Origin of the sequence: Lacisediminihabitans sp. (assembly GCF_036569425.1) — a bacterium.
Lineage (GTDB): Bacteria > Actinomycetota > Actinomycetes > Actinomycetales > Microbacteriaceae > Lacisediminihabitans.
The window spans coordinates 116,012-131,906 of sequence record NZ_DATCQQ010000020.1; the positions used below are offsets into that span (position 1 = coordinate 116,012).

The window sequence follows — 15,895 nt, forward strand, 5'->3', positions numbered from 1 at the left end:
CTGCGCCAGTTAGGCTCGTCGGGTGCGTCTTGTCATAGCCCGTTGCTCGGTCGACTACGCCGGCCGGCTCAGCGCGCACCTTCCGCTCGCTACCCGGCTGCTGCTGCTGAAGGCCGACGGCAGCGTGCTCGTGCACTCCGATTCGCTGAGCTACAAGCCGCTCAACTGGATGAGCCCCCCGTGCACGGCGTCGACCATCGAGCCCGACCAGGACCAGGCGGATGCCGGGGTCGCCGAGATCTGGAAGATCAGCCAGGCGAAGACCGCCGACCTCCTCGTGATCTCGATCCACGAGATCCTGCACGACAGCGCACACGAGCTCGGCATCGACCCCGGACTGCAGAAGGACGGCGTCGAGGCCCACCTTCAGAAGCTCCTCGCCGAGCAGATCGAGCTCGTCGGGGACGGTCACCGGCTGGTGCGCCGTGAGTACATGACCGCGATCGGGCCGGTCGACATTCTCGCGCGGGATGCGGACGGCCGCTCCGTGGCGATCGAGATCAAGCGGCGCGGCGACATCGACGGCGTCGAACAGCTCACCCGCTACCTCGAGCTGATGAACCGCGACCCTCACCTCGCCCCGGTCGCCGGCGTGTTCGCCGCCCAGGAGATCAAGCCCCAGGCCCGCACGCTCGCCGAGGATCGCGGCATCCGCTGCCTCGTGCTCGACTACGACGCGATGCGCGGCCTCGACGACAGCGACTCGCGCCTCTTCTGAGTCAAGCAGGCTCTCGCGCGGGGCGCGCACCTTCCCTCTGGCGACCACCCCGCAGGCTCCGGTTGTGCAGGCTCCGGTTGTGCAGGCTCCGGTTGTGCAGGACACCCCGCCCACAGGCAGCCACCCCACAGACTCCGGCTGTGCAGGACACCCCGCCCACAGGCAGCCACCCCACAGACTCCGGTTGTGCAGGACACCGGCGGCGGCTGGGCGTCCTGCACAACCAGAGTCTGCCAACCAGTCCGCGCACCCGGCCAGGCGTCCTGCACAACTGGAACGCACGCGACCCACCCGAGGCGGCGGCTGAGCGTCCTGCACAACGGAAGACAGCCGCGCGCGCTACGGCCGGCTCCCGGCTACCGCCGCGCTCAGGCCGCCTAGGCTTGGGACAGTGACCACGAAATGGACCTGCATCCTGTTCGATCTCGACGGGACGATCCTCGATTCGGCTCCCGGCATCACCGAGACGCTCTCGTGGACCTTTGCCCAACTGGGTCGCCCCATCCCCACCCCCGCCGAGCTGCTCGCCTACGTAGGGCCGCCCATCCTCGACTCGTTCCGCGATCTCGCCTTCATGACTCTGGAGGAGTCGGCGCGCGCGCTCGAGGTGTACCGCAGCCGCTACCTGCAAAACGGCGTGTTCGACAGCAAGGTCTACCCGGGAATCCCCGCGGTGCTCAAGCGGATCGCGGAGAGCCCGCTCAAGCTCTCGCTTGCGACCTCGAAGCCCGAACTGCCGGCCATCACCATGCTTAACCACTTCGACCTCACGAAGTACTTCGACGTGATCACCGGCGCCTCGGCGGATGAGGTGCGCAGCCGCAAGGCGGATGTCGTGGAGGAGGCGCTCGTGCGCCTGCGCCACCTCGGCGCGGACATCACGAACCCCATCATGGTAGGCGACCGCAAACACGACGTGGAGGGCGCCGCCGAGCACGGGGTGCCGACGATCCTCGTGAAGTGGGGCTACGGCTCCAAGGTGGAAGAGGTCGGAACGTTCGCCATCGCGAAGACGGCCGAACAGCTCAGCGCGCTGCTGCTCGGATAGGGCGCTGCTCGGGTAGGGCCCCTGCGGGCGGCGGCGATGCCGGCGCGGGCGGCGTCGATGCCGGCGCGGCCCGCGTCGATGCCGGCGGCTGTGATCAGGCCGCGGCCGGGCAGTGGATCTGAGTCGGGCGACCCTCGCGGCGTTCGATGTCGTGCTTGTCCATCGGATTTCCGCACATCGGACACGGCTTGGGCCCGGTCGCCGGCAGCGGGGCCTCGTTGTACGGTCCAAGCGGCGGCGGCCCGATGTACGGCACGAGCGCGCCATTCAACCGATTCCACCAGGGAACTCTCTTCGACATTGCCCCAACTCCTTAGTGCACTAATCATCAGTGTACTCTGCGTATCCCCACTATGCTGGGGCCATGGCCAGCCCCGATGTCCTCGCCCTCGACCGCCAGGTCTGCTTCGCCCTCGCCGCCGCGTCCCGAAGCGTGATCGCCCTCTACCGCCCGGTGCTGCAGCCCCTCGGCCTCACGCATCCGCAGTACCTCGTGATGCTCGCCCTCTGGGAACGGAGCCCGCGCACGGTGACCGACATCGGCGCGACGCTACTGCTTGAGCCGGCGACCCTCTCGCCCCTGCTCAAGCGCCTCGAGGCGGCCGGGCTCGTCACCCGCGCCCGCAGCACGAGCGACGAGCGTGCCCTCGCCGTGCAGCTGACCCCGGCCGGGGCCGCCCTGCGAAGCGAGGCGGAGAAGGTGCCTGGCCAAATCGTGGCGCGGCTCGGGATGCCGGTGGCCGAGCTCGAGCGAGTCCGCGACGACTTGACGAAACTCATCGCAGCGGCAACGGTGTAGGGATGTCTGCTCCCAGAGTCCTGTTCATCGGCGGTACCGGAACCATCAGCTCGGAGGCCAGCGAACTCGCGGTGCGCCAGGGCCTCGACGTCACCCTGCTCAACCGCGGTCTGAGCTCGCTGCACACCGTGCCGGCCGGCGCGAGGGCCCTGCAGGCCGACATGCGGGATGCCGACTCGGTTCGGGACGCGCTGGGCCGCCTCGAGTTCGACATCGTCGTCGATTTCGTCGCCTTCAGCACCGCTCACGTGCAGCAGGACATCGACCTCTTCTCGGGCCGGATCGGCCAGTACGTCTTCATCTCCTCGGCCTCCGCGTACCAGAAGCCGCCGGCCCGCCTCCCGATCACCGAGTCGACGCCCCTTCGCAACCCGTTCTGGCAGTACTCCCGCGACAAGATCGCCTGCGAGGACCTGCTCGTCACGGCCTATCGCGACACCGGATTCCCGACCACGATCGTGCGACCGTCGCACACCTACGATGCGGCGAGCATCCCTCTCGCCGGCGGCTGGACCGCGATCGACCGGTTGCGCCGCGGCGTGCCGATCGTGCTGCACGGAGACGGCACATCGCTCTGGGTGCTCACTCACAGCCGCGACTTCGCCAAGGGCTTCGTCGGGCTGCTCGGCAACCCGCAGGCGATCGGCGAGAGCGTGCACATCACCTCGGACGAGGTGCTCACCTGGACGCAGATCGCCGAGGCCCTGGCCACCGCGGCCGGAGTCGAAGCAAAGATCGTGCACGTGACATCGGACGTGCTCGCGGCGGCAGATCCCGACCAGTCTGGCGGTCACCTCGGCGATCGGAGCCACTCCGTGATCTTCGACAACAGCAAGGTCAAGTCGCTCGTTCCCGGGTACGTCGCGACCACCCCGTTCGCGCTCGGTGCTCGCGAGATCATCGAGTGGCACGACGAGCACCCGCTGCACCAGGTGGTCGACCCGCGCCTCAACGAGCTCTACGACCGCCTCGTCGCGGCGGCCGGTTAGAAAGGCGCCGGCCAGGACAGCGGCGGCCGGCTAGGAGACGACAACCTCGGCGGCGATCGCCAGGGCGTCGGTCTCGGCGAACCGGCCGGCCCCCGGCACGAGGGCGTTCGCAGCGGCACAGCCCGCCGCGAGCCTGAGCGAGTCTCCGAGGGTGCCGCCGGCGTCGAGCGACGCCAGCAACCCGCCGAGGTAGCTGTCGCCACTGCCCACCGGATACCGCCCGAAGTCGCCGGACCACTCGGCCCGGTGGCGTCCCTGTTCGTCGACGGCGTACGACCCGGCCACGCCATCCGTGATCACGACGGTGCCGCCCGTGAGGGCGCGTAGCCGCTCCGCCGTGTCGAACGCGTCGGCCTCCGGCTCGATTCCGAGGGCCTCTGCCGCCTCGGCTCGATTGATCTTGAGCAACTCCGGCCGGGCCGAGAGGGCGGCGGCCAGCGGCGGTCCGTGACTGTCGACGGCCACGGGGTGCCCGTGCGAGTGTGCGAGCTCGACGAGGGCGGCGAGGCCGCCGACGGGGACGGATGCCGGGATCCCGCCCGAAATCGCGAACCACCCCGGGCGCTCGGCGAGCAACCCGTCCGCACCCTCGTGCAATCGCGCCAGCTCGTCCCCGGTGATCGCCGACGGCTGCTCGTAGAGTTCCGTGAGCAGCCCACTCGCGGCGGACGAGATGGAGATGCAGGTTCGCGTGTCGGCGGACGCCCACACCGGCACCAGGCGGATGCCGGCCGCGACGGCCTCGTCGAGCACGAATTGCCCGGAGGCCCCGCCGAGCGGGGCGACCACCGCGACATCCGCCCCCATCGTCACCGCGGCCCGGGCGGCGTTGATGGCCTTGCCTCCGGCGGCCCGATAGACCCCGGTCGGACGGAAGGTGCCGCCCTCGAAGAACTCGTCGACGAGGTAGGTGACATCCACCGACGGGCCGAGCGCGAGGATGGTGATCACGCCAGCTGGGAGAGCAGTTCGGCGCGGCCGGGCTGGGCGGTTGAGCCGCCGGTGGCGCGAGTCGAGAGCGACCCGGCGACGGTCGCCCAGCGCAGCCGCTCGGCCTCATCCAGCACCCCGGATGCCACGGCCGCGAGATAGCCCGCGTCGAAGCTGTCGCCTGCTCCTGTGGTGTCGACCACGTCGAGCACGAGCCCGGCAGCCGACACGACGGCTGCGTCGTGGCGCACCGACCATCCGCCGTCGCGTCCGGCCTTCACCACGACCAGCGGACCCAGCGCGGCGAGGAACCGGGCGCACTGCTCGTCCGAGTCGGCGGCCCGCGCGCCGAGGGAGAGCGCGATCGCGCGCAGCTCCTCGAGGTTCGGCAGCAGGAAGTCGACGAGCGGAAGCACCGAGCCGAGGCCCGCCCACTGCTCGGCCGGATCCCAGTTGGTGTCGAGGCTCGTCGTGATCCCGCGCGCCCGGAGCTCCGCGAGCACCTGCGGCAGTTCCGCCGCGAGGCCGGCAAGCAGAAAATAGGACGCGAAGTGCACGTGCGAGAAGCCGGCGCTCGCGGCGAGCACGTCGTCGCCCGTGAGCGTGGGAATCGAGCCGAGCAGGGTGAGGATCGAGCGGTCGGCCGGCGCCGAGAGGATCACCGAGAGGCCGGTCGGCAGGCTCGGATCAACGGCGACCGACGACGTGTCGACCCCGGCGTCCGCGAGCCAGCCGAGGGTGAGCCGGCCGAACTCGTCGTCCCCGACTCGAGCGGCGAGCCCGGTGGGGATGCCGAGCCTCGCGAGCCCGTGCGCGACGATCCCGGCCGAGCTGCCGAGGGTGAGGTCCGCCGAGTCGAGCAGCTGCTCGGCCTGGCCGAATCGCGGCACGACGTCGCCGCGCAGAACGAGGTCGACGTTGGCGTCGCCGGCGACGAGCACTCGCATCGGGTTCCCGTTCTCTTCGATCGCGCTCACCCCTTGAGTCCGGAGAAGGTCATCGTGGCGATGAATTGCTTCTGGGCGAACAGGAAGAACAGGATGAGCGGCAGCGTGGCAACGACGTTACCCGCCATGAGCAGCGACCACTGCGTTCGCCGCGTGCCCTGGAAGTTGGCGAGGCCGAGTTGCAGCGTGAACGCGTGGTCGTTGTTGATCGCGATGAGCGGCCAGACCAGGTCGTTCCACGAGCCGAGCAGGGTGAAGATGGCGAGCGTGGCGAGGGCCGGCTTCGCGAGCGGCAGGATCACGCGGAAGAACACCTGCAGCCGCGTGCAGCCGTCGATCATGGCGGCCTCCTCGAGCTCGGCGGGCAGCGAGAGGAAGAACTGTCGCATCAGGAAGATCCCGAACGCCGAGGCGAGCCAGGGCACGATCGCCGCCCCGAGGCTGTCGATGAGGCCAACCCGGGAGAACAGGATGTAGGTGGGGATCATGAGCAGCTGGGTGGGGATCATGATTGTGGCCAGCACCGCGAAAAACCCGAAGTGGCGCCCGCGGAACTTCAACCGGGCGAATCCGTAGCCGGCGAGCGAGCACAACACGAGGTGAGAGGCGATCGCCGAACTCGAGACGATGAGGGTGTTGCCCAGCCAGAGCAAAATGTCCGACTTGCCGAACAGCGACGCGTAACCGTCGAAGCTGATGGCCGACGGCCAGAAGCGGGGCGGGAACTTGTTGATCTCCGACGCGGGGGTCACCGAGGTGAGAAACATCTGCACGAACGGGATCGCGAAGAGCACCGCCACCGGGAGCAGGAAGAAGTGCCAGCCGCTGAACGGCAGCGGGCGACGCTTTCGGCCGGGCTGTCGGGTTGGAGCAGCGGCGAGTGCCGTCATCAGAAGGCCTCGATCTTGGTGCGTCGCGAGTAGATGACCACGCCGATCGTGATCAGGAGGGTCAGCGCGAACAGTCCGTAGGCGATCGCCGATCCGTAGCCGAAGTCGAGCTTCTGGAAGGCGGTCTGCCAGAGGTAGTAGACGATGGTCTGCGTCGCGCCCAGCGGGCCGCCCCTCGTGGTCGTGTAGACGAGGTCGAACAGTTGGATGGCGCCGATCACCTGCCAGATGGTGGCGAAGACAGTCACCGGCGTGAGCTGCGGCCACACCACCTGCCAGAACACCTGCCACTTGTTGGCGCCGTCGATGCGGGCGGCCTCCATGAGCTCGCCCGGCATGTCCTGCAGGGCGGCGAGGTAGATCACGGTGGTGAAGGCGGCCTGCCCCCAGAGCGACATGATCGTGATCACGACCATCGCCTGGGCCGGGTCCTCGAGCCAGCCCTGCTGGGGCAGGCCCAGCACGCGCAGGACGTTGTTGAAAAGACCGAACTGGGGGTTGAACAGGTAGGTGGTGAGGATGCCGGTGACCGCCGCCGAGGCGACGAAGGGGATGAAGATGGCCGTGCGGTAGATCCCGATGAACCGGATGTTGCGGTTGAGCGCCGCCGCGAGGAACAGTCCGAGGCCCACCGAGGTGGGCACGAAAAGCAACACGTAGAGGATGGTGTGCCACAGGGCATCCTGCAGCTCGGTGTCCGCCACCATCCGCTGGTAGTTGGCGAATCCGACGTTCACCGGCTCGCTGAACCCGTTCCACTTCTGCAGGGAGAGGAAGAGGGCCCAGATCGCCGGGAAGATCGAGAGGCCGAGCACGATGACGAGCGCGGGGGCGACGAAGCCCCAGCCCTCCAGGCTGTCGAGCAGGCGCCGCCGCCTCTTCGAGTCCCGGGCCGCCGGCCGGGGCGCGGTCGGGCGCGGCCCGGTCGAGACCCGATCGACGACGGCGGTCACTACTTGTCCTTCAGGGCTTTGTCGGCCTTGGCGGCGGCGGCCGTGAGCGCCGCTTCGGCGGTGCCCTGGCCCTGCAGCACCTGGCTCACCGCGTCGCCGACGGCGGCGGAGAGTCCGACATACCCGGCGACGGTCGGGCGTGCCGTCGTGGCGTTCGCGGAGTTGGCCGCCATCACGTCGAGCCCGGGGTTGGCCTTCACCTGCGTCGCGAACTCCGGGCTGTCCGCCTCACTCGAACGAAGCGGGAGGTTGCCGATCGCCACGTTCCACTGCAGGTCCTGCGCAGGGTCGGTGAGGTATTTGGCCCACTCGTATGTCCAGTAGGCGCGGTTCGCGTCCTTGTGGTCGAAGAGGGCCCAGACATCCGGCCCGGACACGGTCGCGTGGTTGCCGTTCGTGCCCGGCAGGGAGGTGACCCCGTACTTCGTCTTCGCGATGCCGAGGTCGTAGAGCTGCCACGGGCCCGAGGTGATCATGCCGATGTCGTCGCTCGCGAACAGCTGGCCGAACTTGGTGTCAGTCTGATCGAGGTAGACGCTCTTGTCGGTGATGGCCATGTCCCGCAGGAAGTTCACCGCCTTGACGCCGGCCTCGCTGTTGAAGGCGGACTTCGTGCCGTCCTGGGAGAGGATGTCACCGCCGTTCTGCCAGAGGTGCGGCCAGAGCTGCCAGGTGGTCTCCTCGCTTCCGGAGACCGAATACGCGTAGCCGTAGATGTGCCTGGACTTGTCGGTGAGCTTCTTCGCGGCGGCCCGGAAGTCATCCCAGGTCCAATCGTTTGTCGGGTAGGCGACCCCGGCGTTGTCGAAGACCGTCTTGTTGTAAAGCAGGGCGAGGTTGTCGACGATCGCCGGGAAGCCGATGGTCTTCTTGCCGGTGGGCCGGGCTGTCTCCTGCGCGGCCTTCGAGAACTCCGACCACTTCACGCTCGGATCGGCAACCTGCGTGGTGATGTCGAGGGTGCGGTCGGATGACTCGAGCTGGCTCGTCCACGAACCGAACGAGTACGACATGTCCGGGTAGTTGCCTCCGGCGAAGCTCGCGGAGAGCTTCTGCAGCAGGTCCTCGGTGGAGGAGGCGCCGGGCGACAGGTTCAGCGAGACGTTCGGATGTAGTTTCTCGAACGTGGCGGCGAGCTTGTCGAGCAGCTTCTCCGCGCCCTCCTCCTGGCCGGTCCACACCGTGAGGCTGACCTTTGCCTTCGTGTCGAGGGTGGCCGACCCGCCGGACTGTCCGGAGCATCCGGACAGGAGCGCGACGCCCAGGAGCAGCGCCGCGGAGCCGGCAATCCAGCGGCGAGCCCCGCCGTTCGAAGTGAAGATTCTGCTGACCATCGACGTGCTCCTCTGGGGTGGTGGGGTGCCGAACTGGGGGGATGCGATCAGTGCAGGATGACCGACCTGGTGAGGTGGCGCGGCTTGTCCGGGTCGAGGCCACGGCTCTCGGCGAGCGCCACCGCGAGCCGCTGGGCCTGCACCAGCTGCACGAGCGGGTCGGAGAAGTCCGACCGCACCGTCGCGCCGGTCGCCTCGATGTCCGCGATGAGGTCGAGCTCGACGGCGCCGAAGATCCAGACCAGCGATCCGGGATGCGCGACCGCGATCGGCCCGTGGCGGTAGTCGAGCAAGGGGTAGGACTCCGACCAGGCCTGCGCCGCTTCGCGCACCTTGAGCGCGGCCTCCTGGGCGAGGCCGTAGGTCCAGCCGGATCCGAGGTAGACGAAGTGGTCGAACGCGGTGACGTCGATCCCGAGCGGTTCGGCGATCGCGGCGGCCGCGGCCTCCGGCACCCCGGTCACGTCGTAGCCGTAGGCCTGCCGCGCGAGAATGAGGAGCGCCGAGGGGAATCGCGTCTGAACGACAGACTCCTCATCGGCGAAGCCGAGCACGAGGGTGCTGTCCACGAGGGCATGCACCGCCTCGTGGGTGACCGCGGTGATCGCGGCGGTCGGGGTTCCTGGGTCGACGAGGGCGAGAGCGGCGAGCACCTCGCTCGTGCTGCCGGAACGGGTGATGGCGACCACCCGGTCGTAGCGTCGCCCGGGGGTCCACTCCGAGGCGTATGCGGCATCGGTCTCGCCGTCTCCGGCGCGTTCCCGCAGCACCGCGAGCGACTCGGCGACGAATGCCGAAGTTCCGCAGCCCAGGAAGAGCACTCGCTCTCCGGGCAGCCCGAGGGCCGAGCGGTCCTGTTCGAGAAGCGCCCGCGCCCACACGGTGGGCTGGCTCGCGATCTCTGCTGACGTGATGCTCATCTGGTGCACTGGTCCTCTGCTTACGCTGTGGCGCCGCGCGCCACGATTCCCCCATGGTGGATCCAGAACTGTTCATATGACAAGAAAACGGTCTGAACTGATCAGTTTCGCTGAGCGTTTGACGGCGCGTGGTGCGGGCCGGATCGGGCTATGACAGGGTCGGAAGATGGATTCTCCCGACTGGGCCGCCCTTGCCGGCCTGCGTCTCACCGAGTGGACCCCGCGGTCGCAGCTGACCAGGCGGGTGACGAATGTGCCCCGCGCGCGGTTCGCGGCCATCGACATCCACAATCACCTGGGCCGCTGGCTCAGCGACGGCCAGTGGATGATCGCCGACGTCGCCGCGCTGCTCCAGCTCATGGACGACCGCAACGTGGAGACGATCGTGAGCCTCGACGGAATGTGGGGAGACGAGCTCAAGGCGAACCTCGACCGTTACGACCGCGCGCATCCCGGCCGCTTCCTCACCTTCTGCCAGCTCGACTGGGCGCTGCTCGCCCGGCCGGACGGGGAGCGGGTGCTGCGCGAATCCCTCGACGACAGCGCGGCGCGCGGCGCCGCGGGGCTCAAGGTGTGGAAGAACCTCGGGCTCACCGTGCGCGACGCCTCCGGCGCTCTCGTGCTGCCGGATGACGACCGCGTGGTGCGCATCCTGGCCCACGCGGGAGAGCTCGGGCTGCCGGTGCTCATCCACGTGGCCGACCCGAAGGCGTTCTTCCAGCCGGCGGACGAGAACAACGAGCGACTCGACGAGCTGGTGCAGCAGAAGGACTGGTGGTTCGGCGACACCTACCTGCATCCGACCTTCGAGCGTCTACTCGACGCCCTCGCGACCCTCGTCACCGCAACCCCGGGCACACGCTACATCGGCGCGCACGCCGGCTGCGCGGCCGAGGATCTCGACCGGGTCTCGTCCCTGCTGGCCGCGGCTCCCCACTTCACGATCGACATCGCCGGGCGCATGGCCGAGCTCGGGCGCCAGCCGCGCCGGTTCCGCGAGCTGATCGAGCGCTTCCCCGACCGCGTGCTCTTCGGCACCGACATCTACCCCATCACGGGCGAGCAGTACGAGCTGCACTTCCGCTTTCTCGAGTCGCGCGACGAGGCCTTCGAGTACGCGCCGGAGTCAGCCATCCCGCCGCAGGGCCGCTGGACGGTCTCGGCTCTGCATCTCTCGGATCCGCAGCTCGAGGCGATCTACCGCGGCAATGCGCTGCGGGTGCTTGGGCTCTGACCGAAGCTGCACTCATGACCTCTCGCCGCTCCCGCACGTGGACGTGCGCTCGCTCGACACCACCAGCGCCGGCTCGGCCGAGGGGATGAAGCTCGCCCCGCTCGCCACCCAGCTCGCCGAATGCACGCCGTTCTGGATGCGCATCTTCGCGAGTGGCGAGACCTGGGCGCCCGACCGGGTGGTCGCCGCCTGCGGGGTGAAGACCTACGGTCCGGACTAGGAGGGCAGCGCCATCTGTCGATCTGGAACGAGTGCGTCTGGTCGCGCCTGCTCGAGACCTATCGGGCGGTCTTCGTGCAGGAGGGTCTGGCCGCCGATCCGCGCCTGCGCTTCGTCTACGTGCCGGTGTCCTCTCCTCCACAGGCCCGGGATTCGAGAGTTGTCCACCAGTTTCTAGGAGCTATTCAGATCTATGTTCGATTCTGAGACAATATTTCTATGGCAGTTCTCGAAGATACATTCACTGAATCGCTCGCCGCGGTTCGGGCCGCCGCGTGTGCGCTTCCCACCGCCGCAGGCGCGGTCCGTGTCCTCGATGACGATCGCTTGCTCGGCGCCCAGCGCATCCTCGCCGAGGCTCGCCGTGCACTCGATGCCTCCGCGTCGGTCATTGCCGGCGAGATCGCGCACCGCTCGCGGCGGGAGCTCGGCTACGACGGACTCGCGCAGCGCCAGGGCTTCCGCACTCCCGAAAAGCTCGTGCAACACACCACAGGCTCCACCGCTCGGGATGCTTCGGCTCTCGTCGCCGTCGGCACCCTGATGCACGAGGCCAATGCCGCGCTCTGTTCCGATGGTCACATCGATGACCTGCCCGAACCCTGGCTCCTGGCGGTCGGGAGTGCCGTGGCATCCGGTGCCCTCTCTGTGGACGCCGCTCGAGCCATCCGCACCGGTCTCGGGGGCCCGGCGGCGCTCGTCACGAGCGAGTTGCTGGCCGCGGCCGTGCAGACGCTGCTCGCCGAGGCCCCCGCGCTGAATGCCGACGAGCTGCTCACGCGCGCACGCCAGCTGCGTGACGATCTCGACGTTGACGGGGTCGCCCAGCGCGAGCAACAGCTGCGTGACGAGCGTTCCATCCGCCGGGTTCGGCGAGCCAACGGGCTCAGCCGGTACATCGTCGATCCGGACCTCGAGGCGGCCGCCTTCTGGGATGACCTCTACGACCGCGTCACCGCTCCCCACCGCGGCAACGTCAGCTTCCTCAGCGCCGAGGACCGAGCCTGGGCGGATGCCGTATCCGGCGGCGTGCGTGGCGACGGTCGAACGGTCGACCAGTACGTGCACGACACCTTCACCGACCTCTTGCGTCTCGCCTGCGGTAGCGACACGCCGGCCTCCCGCGGCATCATCGGCTCCCGCTCACCGTCCGTGCGCGTGCTCGTCACCGCCCGGGCGCTCGAAACCGGCGTCGGAGCCGGCCACATCGAAGGCGTCGCCACCCCGGTCTCGCTCGCCACGGTCGAGCGCATCGCCTGCGCGGACGGCGTAGTCGCCATCTCGTTCGACTCCACCGGAAATGCCCTCGATGTCGGCCGCGAACAGCGCCTCTACACCGCCCGCCAACGCGTCGCCCTTGCCGCCCGCGACGGCGGATGTCTCTTCCGCGGCTGCGACCGACCACCCAGCTGGTGCGAAGCGCACCACATCGACCACTGGCATCGGGATCGCGGCCAGACCGACCTCGAGCGCGGAGTGCTCCTATGCCGACATCACCACATGCTCGTGCACAACAACGGGTGGGAGATCGCGCACGACCAGGCCGGCTACTGGCTCATCCCGCCCGCGAGCATCGACCCCGACCGGCTGCCGCGGCTGATGCCTTCCAAGAGCGCCGCGTTTCGAGACCTCTATGCCGCCCAGCTCGCGTGACGCCAGTCTGCCCGCGGGAGTCGGGCGCACGCTCGCCGGCCCGCCCGCTCGCCAGGCCGCTCGCTAGCCCGCTCGCTCGCCAGCCCGCCAGCCCGGTCCTGGGCCCGGTCTCTCCCCGTCGCGCTACGCGGTCACGCCCCGGCGATGACCTCGCACAGGTGCGCCACGAGTTCGCCCACCCGATCGCGGGCCGGGGCGAGGTAGCGCCGCGGGTCGGTCAGCGTCGGCGTCGAGTCGAGCATCGCCCGCACCTCGGCGGTGAACGCGATGTTGAGACCAGTGCCCACGTTCACCTTGCGGATGCCGGCGGCGATCGCCTCGCGCAGCACGGCATCCGGCACACCGGACGAGCCGTGCAGCACGAGCGGCACCGGCACGGCCTCGGCGAGCCTCGCGATCAGATCGAGGTCGAGCGACGCGGTCTGCTCCGTCATCGCGTGCGAACTGCCGACCGCCACGGCGAGGCCGTCGACGCCCGTGGCCGCCACGAACCGGCTCGCCTCGAGCGGGTCGGTGCGCACCCCCGGCGCGTGGCCGCCGTCCTTGCCGCCGACCTCGCCGAACTCGGCCTCGATCCAGAGACCGGCGGCGCGACCGCGGGAGACGGCGGATGCCGTGAGGGCGACGTTCTGCTCATACGGCCCGGTCGACGCGTCGACCATGAGGGATCCGAGGCCGAAGTCAGAGCCGGACCGTGGCCCGAGCGAGATCGCCTCGTCGATGAGTGCCGCCGACTCGAAGTGGTCGAGGTGGATGCCGATGGGCGACCGCGCGGAGGCCGCGAGCTCTCGGCATGCCGCCACAATGGGCCGCATCCCGCCGTGGTACCTCACCGTGTTCTCGCTCAGCTGCAACAGCACGCCGACGCCGGCCAGGTCGGCGCCGCTGACGATCGCCTCCGCGTGCTCGAGCGAGATCACGTTGAAGCTCGGCACCGCTCGACCGCGCGCGACCGCTTCGGCGATGAGGGTGGCCGTGGGGACCAGCGTCACAGCGCGTCCGCCGGGATGAGTTCACGCAGCGGCTCGGGCAGCAGATCGCCGTGGGCCGTGACGAGATCGTTGCAGAGCTCCCAGATCTGCTCGGGGGTGAGCGTGGAGTTGGCGTTCGGGTCCATGAGCACGGCCTGCCGGATCAGCCGCGGGTCACCGGTGCGCACGGCCTCGATCGTGAGCTCCGCCACCGAGAGGTACGGGCGGTTGAGGGCGGCGCACTGCACGGGCAACGCCCCGACCGCGTGCGGCGTGAGGCCCGAGGCATCCACCGTGGTCGGCACCTCCACCACGGCCCCCTGCGGCAGGTTGTCGATCAGGCCGGCGTTGACCACGTTTGCGTGGATGACCCGCGGCGTGCCGGTGACCATCGAGTGGATCACCTGCGGGGCATACTCGGCCGCGTTCTGTTCGAGCACGAGCGGTGTGCCGTCGGCGAGGGACCGCTTGGCCTGCTCGAACTCGGCCACGTTCTCCTCGCTGATGCCGATGTACTCGAGCGGCCGCAGGCGGTAACGCTCGATCTGCTCCACCGAACGCAGGAACCAGGGCAGGTACTCGGAGGAGTGCTCGCTCGTCTCGGTGGGATAGAAGCCCAGCCGTCGGAAGATCTCCACCCGAACGCGGCGCGAGAGGCCGTCATCCGCCCGGATCTTCTCGCGCAGCAGCGGGTACAGGTCCTCGCCGTCGCGCGTCCACTCGAGCAGCCAGGCCTGATGGTTCACTCCGGCAGCGCGATAGCGGGTCTCCTCGATCGGCACGCCGATCAGCTCGCCGAGGTCGTGCACGGTCCAGTAGACGCTGTGGCAGAGGCCGACGGCCTTCACCTCGGGGGCCACCACGGAGGCCCACCAGATGTTCATCGCCATCGGGTTCGTGTAGTTGAGCAACCAGGCATCCGGGCAGTAGCGGCGGATGTCCGCGGTGAGCTCGCTCAGTACGGGGAAGGTGCGCAGGCCCCGGAACACGCCGCCGATTCCGGTGGTGTCACCGATGGTCTGGTTGAGGCCGTAACGGGCCGGGATCTCGAGGTCCTTGCGGGTGGCGTCGATGCCGCCAACCTGGATGGTGTTGATCACGAAGTCCGCGCCCTCGAGGGCCGCCCGGCGGTCGAGGGTGGACGAGATCGCGGCGCTGGCACCGAGCCGTTCGTTCACCTGGCGAGCGGTGCCCTCCGCCACCGCGAGCCGCGCCGCATCCACGTCGTGCAACACAAGGGTCACGTCGGCCAATTCGGCGAATCCGAGGAGAGCGGCCACCAGTTGGCGGGTGAAAACGACGCTTCCCGCGCCAATGAAGGTAACCGTTGTCATAGAGCGATCATCGACTTGTATGATCAAACCGCGCAAGTTTTCGATCTCTTTTTCGTCGAAGTGGTCAGAATTCCTGAGCGATTGACGTCAAGGCTGCGCACTTAAGGGCGGCCGCACCAGATGGAGGGCAGCGAATGAGTCTCGCAGCACCGGGTTTCCTCGTTCCGCGGGCGGCCTCGTCCAAGCGCTCGCAGCGCATGGTCTCGATCCTCGAACTGCTGGGCCGCGACGAGACCGTGCCCCTTTCCGCGCTCTCCGACGCCCTCGGCGCCTCGGCCGCGACCATCCGCCGCGACCTCGCCGACCTCGAGGCGCAGGGGCTGCTCGCCCGCACCCACGGCGGAGCCCGGGCGATCGGCAGCCAGTCCGAGCTTCCGGTGCGGCTCAAGGACTCCCAGTTTCGGCGCGCCAAGCAGTTGATCGCCCGCAAGGCCGCCCTGCTCATCCCGACCGGGCGCTACGCGATCGCGCTGAGCGGCGGATCCACCACGGCGGAGGTGGCGAAGGCGCTCGCCAACCGGTCGGAGCTCACCATCGTGACCAACTCGCTCACCACGGCCATGGAGTTCGCCTCGCGCCCCAACCTCAAGGTGCTCATGACCGGCGGGCTCATCCGCTCCAACTCCTTCGAGCTCGTGGGCTCGCTCGCGGAGAACACGTTCAACGCGATCAACGTGGGCACGGCCATCCTGGGCACCGACGGCATCAGCGCACTGGCCGGCGCGACCACCCACGACGAGACCGAGGCGAAGACCAACCTCGCCATGGTCACCCATGCCGAGCGCGTGCTCGTGGTGGCCGACGGCTCAAAGGTGGGGCGAATCACCCTCGCGAAGGTGGCCGGACTCGACCAGATCCACGAGCTCGTCACCGATTCGAGCGCGGACCCGGAAGAGCTGGAGCGCATCGCTGCAGCGGGGGTCGTGATCCACGTGGTCGAGGTGGATTGACCCGAA

General features: G+C 69.0%; 17 protein-coding genes. 8 read left to right on the top strand and 9 right to left on the bottom strand.

All coding sequences use genetic code 11. The annotated features are described in order from the left end of the window. The first annotated feature begins 22 nt into the window (after positions 1 to 22). A complete protein-coding gene (nucS, locus tag VIM54_RS03705) occupies positions 23 to 718 on the top strand; it encodes an endonuclease NucS (protein ID WP_331899259.1) in 696 nt (231 codons plus the stop codon). A 391-nt stretch (positions 719 to 1,109) separates the two neighbouring features. Further along, complete coding sequence (locus tag VIM54_RS03710; RefSeq protein ID WP_331899260.1) at positions 1,110 to 1,766, top strand: HAD hydrolase-like protein; 657 nt, start codon at positions 1,110 to 1,112, stop codon at positions 1,764 to 1,766. A 94-nt stretch (positions 1,767 to 1,860) separates the two neighbouring features. On the opposite strand, the gene VIM54_RS03715 is transcribed toward VIM54_RS03710, so the two are convergent. Then, positions 1,861 to 2,067, bottom strand: a complete 207-nt coding sequence (locus tag VIM54_RS03715; RefSeq protein WP_331899261.1) for a hypothetical protein — start codon at positions 2,065 to 2,067, stop codon at positions 1,861 to 1,863. A 63-nt stretch (positions 2,068 to 2,130) separates the two neighbouring features. Here VIM54_RS03715 and VIM54_RS03720 point away from each other — a divergent pair, with 63 nt between their 5' ends. Then, complete coding sequence (locus VIM54_RS03720) at positions 2,131 to 2,565, top strand: MarR family transcriptional regulator (protein WP_331899262.1); 435 nt, start codon at positions 2,131 to 2,133, stop codon at positions 2,563 to 2,565. Positions 2,566 to 2,567: 2 nt separating this feature from the next. After that, on the top strand, positions 2,568 to 3,554 hold the full coding sequence (locus tag VIM54_RS03725) for an SDR family oxidoreductase (protein ID WP_331899263.1): 987 nt from the start codon (positions 2,568 to 2,570) through the stop codon (positions 3,552 to 3,554). A 30-nt stretch (positions 3,555 to 3,584) separates the two neighbouring features. On the opposite strand, the gene VIM54_RS03730 is transcribed toward VIM54_RS03725, so the two are convergent. Genes VIM54_RS03730 through VIM54_RS03755 form a run of 6 tightly spaced genes read right to left on the bottom strand, consistent with a single transcriptional unit; the run spans position 3,585 to position 9,528 of the window. Continuing rightward, positions 3,585 to 4,505, bottom strand: a complete 921-nt coding sequence (locus VIM54_RS03730; RefSeq protein WP_331899264.1) for a 1-phosphofructokinase family hexose kinase — start codon at positions 4,503 to 4,505, stop codon at positions 3,585 to 3,587. Then, positions 4,502 to 5,461, bottom strand: a complete 960-nt coding sequence (locus VIM54_RS03735; protein WP_331899266.1) for a carbohydrate kinase family protein — start codon at positions 5,459 to 5,461, stop codon at positions 4,502 to 4,504. The genes VIM54_RS03730 and VIM54_RS03735 overlap by 4 nt, the downstream gene beginning before the upstream one ends. Continuing rightward, on the bottom strand, positions 5,458 to 6,321 hold the full coding sequence (locus VIM54_RS03740; protein ID WP_331899268.1) for a carbohydrate ABC transporter permease: 864 nt from the start codon (positions 6,319 to 6,321) through the stop codon (positions 5,458 to 5,460). Before VIM54_RS03740 ends, VIM54_RS03735 begins: the two co-directional genes overlap by 4 nt. Next, entirely contained in the window at positions 6,321 to 7,274 is a 954-nt protein-coding gene (locus tag VIM54_RS03745; RefSeq protein ID WP_331899270.1) for a sugar ABC transporter permease, read from the bottom strand. The genes VIM54_RS03740 and VIM54_RS03745 overlap by 1 nt, the downstream gene beginning before the upstream one ends. After that, positions 7,274 to 8,608: an extracellular solute-binding protein gene (locus tag VIM54_RS03750; protein WP_331899272.1), complete on the bottom strand. Its 1,335-nt coding sequence runs from the start codon at positions 8,606 to 8,608 to the stop codon at positions 7,274 to 7,276. Before VIM54_RS03750 ends, VIM54_RS03745 begins: the two co-directional genes overlap by 1 nt. A gap of 47 nt (positions 8,609 to 8,655) precedes the next feature. Continuing rightward, positions 8,656 to 9,528 carry a sugar isomerase gene (locus VIM54_RS03755; protein ID WP_331899273.1) on the bottom strand — a complete coding sequence of 291 codons (873 nt, stop codon included), beginning with the start codon at positions 9,526 to 9,528 and terminating at the stop codon, positions 8,656 to 8,658. 166 nt (positions 9,529 to 9,694) lie between these two features. Here VIM54_RS03755 and VIM54_RS03760 point away from each other — a divergent pair, with 166 nt between their 5' ends. The 3 genes from VIM54_RS03760 to VIM54_RS03770 all read left to right on the top strand — a co-directional run bounded on the left by VIM54_RS03760 (position 9,695) and on the right by VIM54_RS03770 (position 12,634). After that, positions 9,695 to 10,762 (top strand): amidohydrolase family protein, encoded by a 1,068-nt coding sequence (locus tag VIM54_RS03760; RefSeq protein ID WP_331899274.1) that lies wholly within the window; start codon positions 9,695 to 9,697, stop codon positions 10,760 to 10,762. 37 nt (positions 10,763 to 10,799) lie between these two features. After that, positions 10,800 to 10,982, top strand: a complete 183-nt coding sequence (locus tag VIM54_RS03765; protein ID WP_331899275.1) for a hypothetical protein — start codon at positions 10,800 to 10,802, stop codon at positions 10,980 to 10,982. Between the two features lie 218 nt (positions 10,983 to 11,200). After that, positions 11,201 to 12,634 (top strand): HNH endonuclease signature motif containing protein, encoded by a 1,434-nt coding sequence (locus tag VIM54_RS03770; protein WP_331899277.1) that lies wholly within the window; start codon positions 11,201 to 11,203, stop codon positions 12,632 to 12,634. A gap of 131 nt (positions 12,635 to 12,765) precedes the next feature. Here VIM54_RS03770 and VIM54_RS03775 read toward each other — a convergent pair whose 3' ends face one another. Then, complete coding sequence (locus tag VIM54_RS03775) at positions 12,766 to 13,626, bottom strand: class II fructose-bisphosphate aldolase (protein WP_331899278.1); 861 nt, start codon at positions 13,624 to 13,626, stop codon at positions 12,766 to 12,768. Continuing rightward, the gene (locus VIM54_RS03780; protein WP_331899280.1) at positions 13,623 to 14,939 is read right to left on the bottom strand and encodes an alpha-glucosidase/alpha-galactosidase; all 1,317 of its coding nucleotides are present in this window, start codon (positions 14,937 to 14,939) and stop codon (positions 13,623 to 13,625) included. Before VIM54_RS03780 ends, VIM54_RS03775 begins: the two co-directional genes overlap by 4 nt. Positions 14,940 to 15,073: 134 nt before the next feature. Between VIM54_RS03780 and VIM54_RS03785 the strand changes: the two genes are divergently transcribed. Continuing rightward, positions 15,074 to 15,889, top strand: a complete 816-nt coding sequence (locus VIM54_RS03785; protein WP_331899281.1) for a DeoR/GlpR family DNA-binding transcription regulator — start codon at positions 15,074 to 15,076, stop codon at positions 15,887 to 15,889. The last annotated feature ends 6 nt before the right edge of the window (positions 15,890 to 15,895 follow it).